The sequence below is a fragment of the Salinivibrio sp. SS2 genome (assembly GCF_001722075.1).
Classification (GTDB): Bacteria; Pseudomonadota; Gammaproteobacteria; order Enterobacterales; family Vibrionaceae; genus Salinivibrio; species Salinivibrio proteolyticus.
This window is the reverse complement of sequence record NZ_MEBP01000082.1, coordinates 95,810-107,629: the sequence shown is the minus strand read 5'-3', so window position 1 is coordinate 107,629 and position 11,820 is coordinate 95,810. Positions and strand designations below refer to the sequence as shown.

The 11,820-nt window shown below is 48.2% G+C and carries 11 protein-coding genes and 1 tRNA gene; 2 read left to right on the top strand and 10 right to left on the bottom strand.

The features are described 5' to 3' along the window. Positions 1–706: 706 nt before the first annotated feature. Positions 707–994: a hypothetical protein gene (locus tag BGK46_RS09790; protein ID WP_254659681.1), complete on the bottom strand. Its 288-nt coding sequence runs from the start codon at positions 992–994 to the stop codon at positions 707–709. An 87-nt stretch (positions 995–1,081) separates the two neighbouring features. Continuing rightward, positions 1,082–1,459, bottom strand: a complete 378-nt coding sequence (locus tag BGK46_RS09785) for a hypothetical protein (RefSeq protein WP_069588920.1) — start codon at positions 1,457–1,459, stop codon at positions 1,082–1,084. 38 nt (positions 1,460–1,497) lie between these two features. Between BGK46_RS09785 and BGK46_RS17440 the strand changes: the two genes are divergently transcribed. Then, on the top strand, positions 1,498–1,698 hold the full coding sequence (locus BGK46_RS17440) for a hypothetical protein (RefSeq protein ID WP_139130762.1): 201 nt from the start codon (positions 1,498–1,500) through the stop codon (positions 1,696–1,698). Positions 1,699–1,891: 193 nt separating this feature from the next. Here BGK46_RS17440 and BGK46_RS09780 read toward each other — a convergent pair whose 3' ends face one another. The 8 genes from BGK46_RS09780 to BGK46_RS09745 form a co-directional block, all read right to left on the bottom strand. Then, a complete protein-coding gene (locus BGK46_RS09780; RefSeq protein WP_069588919.1) occupies positions 1,892–2,413 on the bottom strand; it encodes a hypothetical protein in 522 nt (173 codons plus the stop codon). A gap of 31 nt (positions 2,414–2,444) precedes the next feature. Beyond that, the gene (locus BGK46_RS09775; protein ID WP_069588918.1) at positions 2,445–3,212 is read right to left on the bottom strand and encodes a hypothetical protein; all 768 of its coding nucleotides are present in this window, start codon (positions 3,210–3,212) and stop codon (positions 2,445–2,447) included. A gap of 461 nt (positions 3,213–3,673) precedes the next feature. Next, positions 3,674–3,764, bottom strand: a tRNA-Ser gene (locus tag BGK46_RS09770). Between the two features lie 139 nt (positions 3,765–3,903). Continuing rightward, the gene (gene fabV / locus BGK46_RS09765) at positions 3,904–5,106 is read right to left on the bottom strand and encodes an enoyl-ACP reductase FabV (protein ID WP_069588916.1); all 1,203 of its coding nucleotides are present in this window, start codon (positions 5,104–5,106) and stop codon (positions 3,904–3,906) included. A gap of 167 nt (positions 5,107–5,273) precedes the next feature. Then, positions 5,274–5,498: a hypothetical protein gene (locus BGK46_RS09760; RefSeq protein WP_069588915.1), complete on the bottom strand. Its 225-nt coding sequence runs from the start codon at positions 5,496–5,498 to the stop codon at positions 5,274–5,276. Between the two features lie 216 nt (positions 5,499–5,714). After that, positions 5,715–8,015 carry an acyl-CoA dehydrogenase gene (locus BGK46_RS09755; RefSeq protein ID WP_069588912.1) on the bottom strand — a complete coding sequence of 767 codons (2,301 nt, stop codon included), beginning with the start codon at positions 8,013–8,015 and terminating at the stop codon, positions 5,715–5,717. Between the two features lie 192 nt (positions 8,016–8,207). Then, positions 8,208–8,879, bottom strand: a complete 672-nt coding sequence (locus BGK46_RS09750) for a TetR/AcrR family transcriptional regulator (RefSeq protein ID WP_069588910.1) — start codon at positions 8,877–8,879, stop codon at positions 8,208–8,210. An 891-nt stretch (positions 8,880–9,770) separates the two neighbouring features. Then, entirely contained in the window at positions 9,771–10,610 is an 840-nt protein-coding gene (locus BGK46_RS09745) for an SDR family oxidoreductase (protein WP_175418649.1), read from the bottom strand. A gap of 322 nt (positions 10,611–10,932) precedes the next feature. Between BGK46_RS09745 and BGK46_RS09740 the strand changes: the two genes are divergently transcribed. Beyond that, positions 10,933–11,787: a MurR/RpiR family transcriptional regulator gene (locus BGK46_RS09740; protein ID WP_069588909.1), complete on the top strand. Its 855-nt coding sequence runs from the start codon at positions 10,933–10,935 to the stop codon at positions 11,785–11,787. Positions 11,788–11,820: the final 33 nt, after the last annotated feature.

The window sequence follows — 11,820 nt, the reverse complement described above, 5'->3', positions numbered from 1 at the left end:
CTAAAACAGGGAGGGTTACAGATCCATCAATTGCTGGGACCTGTTGTAGGAACTCAATAAGTTTTAAAAATGCTCGATCATCCATTAGATACACTTAACGCCGCCAGCACGCGCGGCTTTGTAATTTAGGCGCAGCCGCAAAGAAAAATCCGTCGCCGTGACTGGCCTTGTTAAGCGCTACTGCTACAAAGCGCGCTACGTAAATTATGGTGCGGGGAGAAGGAATCGAACCTCCTCTCGTTTCTCCTGGATCGGGAAGGCAATTCACAATTACTGATCTCTCGCTCGGATTGAAAGTGTCCCACCAGGCCCGCAGAAACGCCACCCCGCACCAAACGCATGTAGTAAATACGATCAGATTTTCCATGACTACCTCCATTATGGCTTTCGCTTTCATTTCAATATTCACTTCCAATCCGAACGAGATCACTGCTCTCGCTTCAATACCTACCGTTACCTCCAAGTCGTCTAATTTTGTACGCTTAACGCCCGCTTAAACTGTGAGTGAACGTGTGCCAAGATTAGAGCGAAGCGAAAATGGCGCGCGTTTGCGAATCAGATTTAAAGCGTTTTGTTAGGTGTTTTTCACCAAAACCTCCACCACTGTTTAGGTTTAGAAGACTCTGTTACTTGTGAATTTTCTGGGTTTGGTGAGTCAAGTTCAGAATTTAACATCTCTGCAATCATGGCTTCAAAAGCTGGTGTACTAACATTGTTGCAATGTAGCCAGAGCTTGCTCTACATTTGGTTCGATCGAATCTGCGTTAAAGCCATTGGCTACTGCCTCTTCCATACACCAACGTTCAAGCTTTGGCGTGTTAAAGGAGAGTCTGACACTATTTGAATTATCGCGATCAACCCAAAAGTAAATGGCTGGATAATCTCCTTTGGGCAACGAAGATACTCCATCAAATTCACCAATATATTCGGGAACTGATTCCTCTTCTTTATTCATCCTATTGTGTAACAATGGAAATAAATCTACGTGTTCCATGAATTTCTCCTTTTTATGACACCTAACGCCGCCAGCAGGGGCAGGCAAAGCGCGCAGCGGTTTGGCTGGCCTTGTTAGCATTATTCTTTAACTCGATGTATATGTTTTACCTTCAATCAAGCCGCCATTTGAGAGAGTTACTTCGAAACGCTTAAAGAGTGCGAAGAAATCAGCAATATTCATGTCAACGCGAATTTCTTTAACCTGAATAGGCTCACCAGAGGCTTCGAGCATTTCTGGGATATTATCGTAGCCAACTAACTCTGTGACTAAGAACTTGACGCTTACCGGATCTTCATGTGTACCATGGTTTTCACCAGCCCACATTGAAATGCCCACAACAAACTCATCGTTTATATGGCCGTTATCCTTTAACCACTTGGCGGCATCAGTCATATCGGCGCGATCAGCTGCCGCGCTACCTTTTAGGTCGTTGTATTGAACTGATGCTTTGAAAGTTTCCATTAAATTCTCCTTACTTTGGTGGTTTGTAATGCTAACGAATGACATGGATTCCCCCTCTTAAAGATCTGCCACACTTAGATGTGGCCTTTAATATCGGAGGTAACCATGTCTACTCAATTCTTTTTGGCGTTGATCGCACCGAGCACCACTTTTCTCTTCACGCGGTGGATGACCACGGAAAAGTCACTCTCTATAACTCGTTCCCACGCTCCTGCGTGGGAACGGGAAGTCATGTCTAATGGCCCTGTCACAGGATTGGCAGGCAGCGGTGAGATCGCTGTAAGAGACCTTCTATATGTGTTTGCCGTAAGCAATGACTTAATGGCGGAAATGACAGAGCGAAGTAGACGACTTTGTTGTTCGAGAGCATTGGCTGCTACGCAGCCAAAAAAATGCTATTGCCTATTGACCGGAGAAGGGCTCATATATGTGTTAGGTTTTTTCTCTTGTTCCTGTACAATGCTCACACAGGTCTGTGATGATTTCACTAGCATACAGCTCTAATTTGCGAAGGCATTTATACGCTTTGTTTAAGTCTTTACCCTCTTCTTTACTGGGAGCTAGTGCGTAAGTATTTAAGGAAACTTTTTCATGCCCATACAATCTCACTTTTTCTGCCAACTCAGAGCTGATTGAAGCAGCCAATGACGCAATATATAAATTCTCACCCTGAGTTGAACAATCAATTACGACACCTTCGCTACTATTCAAGCCTTTAGCATATACAGCCTGAGCCATTATTATATCTTTCTTCATGAAAGACATAATTGGTTCTATGACATAGTTGTTTTTGAATTCCACTTCTCTCTTGAGAGCTTCTTTTTTTTCTTGAAACGTATGGTCTGTGACTTTACTAAACCAATTAAAAGAGAGGGTTACAATTGCGGTCAACAAAGAAGCGGAAACTGCGATGATAGATGCCCCATGTTCAATCAAAAAACTCTTTTCTGTCACGATAACTCTCCCATGAAACCTAACGCTGCCATCACGCGCTTGTCGCGTGCATGGCAGCGTTAGCCGCAGTTGGCTTTCTTTGCCCAAGTTGAACGCACAACCAGTAGTACGCGGCAAGTTTCTTGGACGCCTCTGTAGGCGACGGGGCAAAACACGATATCGGCGCCCGCAAAGCGGAAACAAAGCAAAGAAAATCAATAGCTCCGATAGACTTGAAAAAGCTTAAAGGCTCACCATAGTCAGCATCACTAAAAGCACCGTGCAATATACCGTGCCTGTTAGTATTGTCACTCAAGGGGTAGCTGTTTGAATTGATGTACAAGTTATTGTCGGTAAATTCTATGAAGGCATCCATCATTGAAACAATTTCGCCTACCGCACCGATATTGTTAGCTATAACATCTTTTTTGCAATCAGCCGCTAAATTTTGAAATACGCTCTTGATGCTTGTTACTGGCACAGAGCGACTGTCTGCGAGCTTGCGACCAGCCCCCTCAATTACTGGCATTAGGCCAGATACAGCAATATGGTTGAGCCCCAAAAAATGGGCCTCAACGCACTCGGCTATGGTCTCGCAGTATTCGTTGATGTACGGAACTGAGTGATAGCGTTCAGAGACCATTGCCGCTAGATTTTCGGGGGAGTAAATCTGCGCGAGATGGCTTGCTAAAGTCCTATCACAGATTTTACCTTCCTTGATTTGCTGTGCGACCCGCCCTAAATAGCCAAGCTGCACGTAAGGAGGGATAAACCAGCCAACGCTATTAAATGCTTGTTTATGATGGTCTAAATTGCTCACAAATTATCCACACCTATGGCTAACATTGTATTAGTGCGCGCGCTCGATTTTCCCAAACCGTTATACGCGCCTTTTTTATCTAACTACTTATGATTAAAAACATTTTTAACGCACGAAGCAATCACCTTATCTGCGAAAGTGTGCATACTTTCATCTCGGCTCAGGAATTCACACTCACCCCAACGATCAAAACTGATCCATAACTCGTTACCACGCAGGAGCGTGGGAACGAGGTGGGATATCACAAGCCCAATGGATTTGCTTTAACGTCCATGCTACCGCCCTTCGGTTGGCGGCATCCAAAAGACCATGTGCGGGAGATATTTAAGGGACGTAGACTACCAGAGCATGAGAAAGGTGTTTAGACAGAGGCGTCTAAAATGTTGGCAATGTCAGGATTTGCATGATTGCGGGGCAGAAAACGAAAAAAGCCGCTGATTTCTCAGCGGCTTTTCGGTATGTGGCGGAGGGATAGGGATTTGAACCCTAGAAGGGCTATTAACCCTTGCCGGTTTTCAAGACCGGTGCTTTCAACCGCTCAGCCATCCCTCCGGAACGCGGCGTATAATATGGGTTTCCCGTTGGCTTGTAAAGTAAAAAACCAACATTCGCGGTGCGTTTGGTCAGCTTTCAGCCAATAAAAAAGAGGCCAGCGTTAGACTGGCCTCTTTGGTGTGTTTTTTAAACCGTTTTAGATGTTTTCGACATCAAATTCAACCACGGGGCTGATGTCTGCCTCGTAGTCTACGCCTTCAACACCAAAACCAAACAGTTTTAGGAATTCAGCTTTGTATTCTTTGTAGTCAGTCAGCTCACTGAGGTTATCAGTGGTGATCTGTGGCCACAAGTCACGGCAGTGCTGCTGAATATTGTCACGCAGTTCCCAGTCATCTAAACGCAGACGGTTTTCGCTGTCTACCTCTGGGGCGCTGTTATCGTCTTTATAGAGGCGTTGGGTGAACATGCGATGGATTTGCTCCATGCAACCTTCATGGACGCCCTCTTGACGCATTTTTTTGAATACCATGGCGATATATAGCGGCATAACTGGAATAGCCGAGCTCGCTTGGGTGACCACGCTTTTCAATACGGCGACGTTGGCACTACCGCCTTTTGCCGAGAGCGTATTGTTCAGTGCTTTTGCGGCGCGATCGAGGTCCATTTTCGCTTTACCCAGCGCACCTTCCCAGTAGATAGGCCAAGTGAGCTCGGTACCGATATAGCTGTACGCGACGGTTTTGCAGCCTTCGGCCAATACACCAGCGTCGTTCAGTGCGTTAATCCAAAGCTCCCAGTCTTCACCGCCCATCACGGTGACGGTATCTTGAATTTCTTGCTCGGTAGCCGGCTCGACACTGGCTTCGATGATTTCATCTTTGTTGGTGTCAACGGCGGTTGAGGTATAGGTCTCACCGATTGGTTTGAGTGATGAGCGCACCAGCTCGCCGCTGTCAGGTAGCTTACGCACTGGCGAAGCCAGTGAATAGACAACCATATCGATTTGCCCCAAATCTTGTTTGATCAAATCAATGGTTTTTTGCTTAGCTTCATGCGAGAACGCATCGCCGTTCAGGCTTTTGGAATACAGGCCTTCTTGCTTGGCAAACTTGTCGAATGCGGCAGAGTTGTACCAGCCAGCGGTGCCAGGCTTTTTCTCGGTGCCTGGTTTTTCAAAGAACACACCAATGGTTGCCGCACCGCCACCGAAGGCAGCCGCAATGCGTGAGGACAAGCCATAACCGCTGGATGCCCCTACCACCAAGACACGCTTTGGCGCATTGGCAATCGGGCCTTGCGCTTTGGTGTAGTCAATTTTTTCTTTTACATTGGCTTCACAGCCGATCGGATGGGTGGTCGTACAGATAAATCCGCGAATTTTAGGTTTGATGATCATATTCAACGTCCCTCACAAAATTGAGGCTAAGGATAATTACTAACGCCGACCTATGCATCCCCTTTTGCGGAAAAATGACGAAAATATCCAGTGGTTGGAGGTGTTGCAGACAAGATTAGTGGACGAGATCGCGATCAGCGCCACCGAAATGGCGCAAAGACGCACTCTTAACGACGGCGGTTAAGCGGCCAATACATAAACCAAGAGGCATAAGGGTTCGGCGAGATGAATTTATCATTGTCTTGCGCGTTTTCTTTATTGCCACTTTGCTCCCACGCATTCGAGAAGATGTGTTGGCCCCAGTTAAACGCAATGTTACCGGTTAAGCCAAATTCAGGGGGGGTTGGGGTTGAGCTAGCGTCTGTATCTCGTGGTTGATGGATTTTACTCACAGTGACTTACCTCTTTAGTTCGACACGCTTGATCGATGTTGGCGTCTTGCCATCACGACACTGCCAAGGAACATAATAAGTAAAAAAGAGCAGACTTGCATCATTTGTGTGACATTAATCACACTGGTTGGAGCAGTCATAGTAAGCCGCTGTCTCATAAAAAAGCGCCTGCCGAGGCAAGCGCCTTTTGTCGTCATGGTGCGGTTTTCTTTGCAGTTAAGCCGCTTTGTTTGGGTTCGGCTTTTTAATCGCACCACCTTCTAGCTGGCTAGATGCAAACCATTCCGCTTTAAAATCATCAACTTGAACCGCATATGCACGTAGCGCATCAGCCTCAAGCAATTTCTCTCGTGCTTGCGCGGTAATGATGTTTTGATCCACGGCCTGCTGTGAGCGATCAGCCAAGCTGGCTTTCCCGTCGATTTGCTTCGCTTTGGCGGCTTTGATCAACGCCTTGTCGGTATCGCGTGATTCCCACATTGCTACAAAGGCACGCTCCATCACGGCAACAGGATCTTCAGGCTTGTCACCCACATAGCAAATGTGTGTCCAGCGATCGCGATCCGTGCTCGGTGTCATCAGCTGCTCTGCAATTTGGTTAAGCAATTTATCCGATGGCATTTTGTAGTGCATGCCCAACGGGAAGAGAAGTACACGTAAGCTGCGACCCACACCGTTACGTGGGAAGTTATTAAATGCGCCATCAAAGGCTTTTGCACACTGAGCTAAACAGTATTGCAGCGCATAGTGCACCATTGGCAAATCGGCACGCGGACGTCCTTCATCTTCAAAGCGCTTCAGTACTGCAGAAGCCATATAAAGATGACTTAACACATCACCCAAACGGGCTGAGAGCATTTCACGGCGTTTAAGCTCACCGCCGAGGGCCAACATGGCAACATCGGTGGTCACAGCCAATGCTCGGCTCATTCGTGTCAGATGACGGTAGTATTTCGCCGTTTCGCCACTCACTGGCGCGCGATTGGTCAGGGAGCCGGTTAGCGCGTTAACCAAGCCCAACACACTGTTTTTACTGGCGTGACCGATGTGCTTAAACAGCAGCTTATCGAACGCTTGCGCACCAGCTTCTTGGTCAGGGTTCGCCGCCGCTTCCATTTCTTTGAGTACATATGGGTGACAACGGGTCGCCCCTTGACCAAAGATCATCAGGTTACGGGTCAAAATGTTGGCCCCTTCTACCGTGATCGCGACCGGAATCCCAAAGTAGTGATGGCCAATATAGTTAAGTGGCCCCAATTGGATTGCACGCCCAGCATGGATATCCATGGCATCGTTTAAGATGGTGCGCGCCAGCTCTGTCATGTGGTATTTCGAGATCGCGGTGATAATCGCTGGCTTCTCACCTTTGTCGAGCGCCGTGGTGGTCAACGTGCGGGTCGATTCGAGCAAATAGGTCAATCCGCCCATCCGTCCCAACGCTTCGGCGACCCCTTCAAAACGACCAATATGCATCCCGAACTGTTTACGCACATAGCTGTATGCACCCGTGGTTCGGCTAGCCAAATGGCCCACTGCCGTACCCAACGCCGGTAAGGAGATGCCGCGCCCTGCTGATAAGCATTCCACCAGCATCCGCCAGCCGCGGCCGACGTAATCTTTGCCCCCGATCACCCAATCGATAGGGATGAAGACATCTTCGCCCTTGGTAGTACCGTTCATAAACGCCATGTTGAGCGGGTTGTGGCGATCGCCAATTTCAACGCCGGGATGATCTGCAGGCACCAGCGCACAGGTGATCCCAAGCTCTTTTTTCTCGCCGAGCATGCCGTCAGGGTCGTCCAGTTTAAATGCCAGACCAACCACAGTGGCCACCGGCGCGAGAGTAATGTAACGCTTGTTCCAGCTTAAGCGAATACCCAGCACTTCTTTGCCCTCGTATTCGCCCATGCAAACCACGCCACGGTCAGGAATGCTTCCCGCATCCGAACCGGCTTCTGGGCCTGTCAGGCCAAAACAGGGCACTTCACGGCCATCCGCTAAGCGAGGCAACCAATAATCACGCTGTTCTTGGGTACCATAGTGAGTCAGTAGTTCACCCGGCCCCAAAGAGTTTGGCACCATCACGGTCACTGCGGCACTTAAACTACGAGTGGCAATGCGCGATACAATGGTCGAGTTGGCAAGCGCCGAGAACGCGAGGCCGCCGTATTCTTTGGGGATGATCAGTGAAAAGAAGCGCTCTTTTTTGAGGTATTCCCACACTTCTTCCGGCAGGTCTTTTTGCTCTTGAACGATTTTAAAGTCGTCGAGCATCGCCAGCAGCGTTTCCAGCTGGTTATCGATAAAGGCTTGCTCGTCTGCGGTTAACGATGGCTTGCCGTACTGGTGTAGGGTTTGCCAATCTGGCGAGCCGGAGAACAACTCGCCGTCCCACCATACGCTACCGGCTTCCATCGCCTCACGCTCGGTCGCTGATAGCGGCGGCAGTACCTTTTTGAAGAAAGAAAACGCTTTATCACTAATCAGTGATCGACGCATTGACGTTTGAGAGCTCATGATTCAGGTCCTTTTGTTGATCATGGTTGCACTCTTTTTGGTGTTATTGTGCGACCAGAACGGGTTTTCACTTGGCACTTAGGGTGCCGCTTACGGGTTGTTACAACAGCGCGATGCACGGCTTAAATCCCATCGCTCTTTGACTGTCCCTTGCGCTTATTTTTTCGCCATCAGCCCAAAGGTAATCGTGCGTTACTCTGCGGCAAATGCCACGATGTTATCTTGCGACGCTTGTCTTGATTTGGCGTTCATCCCTGCAGCTAGATACGGAATAAGTCGGTCAACGATCGCTTCTGAATCTAACGTGCGTCCAAAATCGTTTTCGGCGATGTCGCGCAATGCCTCACTCGACGCCATGGTGAAAATCGCCGCGCCCAAGGTGAAATGTAAGTGCCAGAAAACCGCTTCTGACGTAAGGTCTGGATTGGCTTTGCGTACCGCTTGATTAAACAATGAGAGCACATGCTCATAGCGGGTGGTGATAAACCAACGCAGGTGCCCTTGTACATCGCTGTACCCACGTCCAATCAGCTGCATAAATGTCGCGGCGCCATGTGGGCGATACTTATCAAGAGCAAGCACAGGTTGTTTTGCACAGGCAAACACTTGCTCCATCGTACAATGGGGCTCACTGAGCAGCGCTTGCAGTTGCTCTCCGAGCGCGGGCATGAACGCCTCGAGATAACGGCTTAATACTGCCCGAACCAGTGATTTTTTATCCCCAAAATGGTAGTTCACCGACGCGAGGTTAACGCCCGCTTTGCCGGTAATCGTTCGAAGTGAGGTTTCCTTAAACCCATGCTCGGCGAAGAGTTGCTCCGCGGCATCCAGAATTTTTGCTTTGGTTTCGCCTCGTCCTGCCATTTTCATTCACCTGTATTAAACGCTTGTTTAACTTTATAACGCAATGTCAGGTTTAACAAGATAGAAACACACCATCATCACATGAGTAACATCACATTCCTGAATATCGAGCGCGGTAGGTTCAACGGTGTTATGAGCAAGACGTGTGGTAGGCACTGTTCCGAGCGACACTCGGTCATGTATTTGGACGACTTATCGTGGTGAAAAGGAGTCACTCGATACCGAGTAGCACAAGGCAACGAATCGATAGCGTATGGTGGTTGGTAAAAAATAGGATGGTGATTTCTGCCGCCAATCCCCGCTATGACACTGAATGTCAGGGGCAAAAGAGCAACGTCAATATGCAACGAGGAGAAAAAGGCGATTTTTTGTGCAAAATTGGGAACCCTTTCGCATTAATGGCGGTCACACTCTGTGCCACTGCTTTTTCTAGAAGACTTTTCTTCTACGCCCACTCGCTCGTTGCTTGTGGGCTTTTTTATGTGCGTGCACTCAATCAGCGCCGCATCAACATGCTAACTCGCCACGCTAAGTCGGTGACGAGACAAAAGAAATATTGCCATTCACCTCCTATAATGCACGCTTTTTTGTGAGAAAAATCACGAATTAATAAATAATTGCCAGTTTTTCTCAACCTAAGGAACTTCTTCAATTTCGCCCAGTCCTAATGGGTGCATCGGTAAGAAATGCCTTATCTCCCTCAGCGATTGAGGGCGCATGATTTATCTTTCTTTCCGACCTGCTGCTGCTTTTTCTACTCACTTTAGAGTTTGTTTGTCTCTACCTTTATTTTTTTGCCCACCTTGTGTGGGCTTTTCTTTTTTTAACGGCACTAACCGCTTTTGATCTTTGCTTATTTATCTTGGGCGCACTTATCTTCGCTCACCGTGTTTAATCAGGGCTAACAGCACCATTGGCAATCATTTGATAGGGCGAGCCATATCGCAACGTCAAGCCAAGGGCCTTTAACGTTTCTGAAGCATCAATCCATTTACCATCCCCCGCACTGACGGTAAATTGCGGCGGCGTTAGGCCCATTTCCCGTGCGGCCCACGGATAATACGTCGCTTTGGGAGGATGAAGCTCTGCACACAGGTGAAAGGTGTTTCCCCATTGTTGCTGATGAACAATTGCGGCAATGGTGCTAATTACATCCGCTCGGTGCACCAAATTGACTGGCTCATTGGCACCTGCCAAGTCGCTTCGTCCCGCCAATGTTTTCGACGGATGACGGTCTCCACCAATCAATCCAGCCAAACGCAGCACCGTCGAGGTATCGCCATAATGGGCACGAAGGTGCGCTTCAATCGCGTGGTGAGCTTGTCCAGATGCAGTCTGTGGTACCGGCGTCGAGTGTTCTGTCACCTGCCCTTTCAAATCACCATACACAGAGGTGGTGCTAATAAAGAGGACATGCTTAACCTCGGCGGCAAACAATGTGTCGATAAATGCGGTCATGGCCGCTTGATAGGCATTGAAGTCTACGTCCCGCCGTCCGGCAGCAATGTTGATTACGACGATATCGCAGCCAAGTAAGGATGCCGCGGAGGTGTAATCGGGTTTCATCACATCAAACGGCACCACGTCGCACCCAAGCGTCTCGCTGAGCGCCCGTGCATCAGCCGCATCACGCTTTGTCCCTACAACATGATGGCCCGCAGCCAGTAACTGTTTGGCCAAAGACGTGCCTAACCAACCACAGCCACAAATACCTATTTTAAAACCCGTCACAGTCACTCCTTTTGTTACGTAATTATTTTTCAATGTAATGGATAACAGCGCCGTTATTTCGCCTATTTTGGTCTATTATTTATTTCACGCTGTAAATATATTCCGTGATCCTGAAAGGAAATAACCAAAAGCGTGAATGGCGACAAAGTTTTCATGCTCGAATGGTCATAATAATGTCATTAGCAGGCGCGAGAAGATAGACTAAATGCCACGAAACGGTAGTCAAAAACCGTGTTGATATACGTAGTTAACATCGAATTTGGATCGTGGATAACGTCACGATTGTTTTACATTCTGGTCACGAACTTAAGCGGTAACTCGAATGAATACTCTGGAAAAAATACAAAAAAATCTCGAAAACTTCAGCAAATCTGAAAGAAAAGTTGCTGAGGTGATTGTTGCCTCGCCACAAACAGCGATCCACTCTAGCATTGCCACACTGGCTAAGATGGCGGATGTGAGTGAGCCAACCGTGAACCGCTTCTGTCGCCGACTCGACACCAAGGGTTTTCCTGATTTTAAATTGCACCTTGCACAAAGCCTCGCGAACGGGACACCTTACGTCAATCGTAACGTAGAAGAAAACGATGGTGCTGACGCTTATACCGCTAAAATTTTTGAATCCACCATGGCCTGCTTGGATGTCGCGAAAAACAGTATCGATACCCACCAAATTAATCGCGCGGTGGATTTACTGACCCAAGCCAAAAAGATCGCTTTTTTCGGCCTCGGTGCTTCGGCGTCGGTTGCGCATGACGCACAAAACAAATTTTTCCGCTTTAACATCCCCATTGTTTGCTTCAACGACATCGTGATGCAGCGTATGAGCTGTATTAACTGTAACGATGGGGACGTCGTGGTGGTGATCTCGCACACTGGCCGCACTAAAAGCTTGGTCGATGTGGCAAACTTAGCGCGTGAAAACGGCGCGACGGTTATCGGCATTACCCAGCGTGACTCACCGCTGGATAAAGTGTGTTCACACACCATTCAGCTTGATGTCCCGGAAGATACCGACGTCTATATGCCCATGGCGAGTCGCGTCGTGCAAATGACCGTCATTGATGTGCTAGCGACTGGCTTCACGCTTCGCCGCGGTCCAGGGTTTAGAGAAAACTTAAAACGTGTGAAAGACGCGATTCGCGATTCACGCTTTCACAAAGAGTCGTTGACTTAATACGCAGGAGTGCCCACGGCACTCCTTTTTTGT

Bases quoted from the DNA above. Each gene is read 5' to 3' on its own strand.
- BGK46_RS09790 (WP_254659681.1), bottom strand. From the start codon at position 994: ATGGAACACGTAGATTTATTTCCATTGTTACACAATAGGATGAATAAA.
- BGK46_RS09785 (WP_069588920.1), bottom strand. From the start codon at position 1,459: ATGGAAACTTTCAAAGCATCAGTTCAATACAACGACCTAAAAGGTAGC.
- BGK46_RS17440 (WP_139130762.1), top strand. From the start codon at position 1,498: ATGACATGGATTCCCCCTCTTAAAGATCTGCCACACTTAGATGTGGCC.
- fabV (WP_069588916.1), bottom strand. From the start codon at position 5,106: ATGATCATCAAACCTAAAATTCGCGGATTTATCTGTACGACCACCCAT.
- BGK46_RS09755 (WP_069588912.1), bottom strand. From the start codon at position 8,015: ATGAGCTCTCAAACGTCAATGCGTCGATCACTGATTAGTGATAAAGCG.
- BGK46_RS09750 (WP_069588910.1), bottom strand. From the start codon at position 8,879: ATGGCAGGACGAGGCGAAACCAAAGCAAAAATTCTGGATGCCGCGGAG.
- BGK46_RS09740 (WP_069588909.1), top strand. From the start codon at position 10,933: ATGAATACTCTGGAAAAAATACAAAAAAATCTCGAAAACTTCAGCAAA.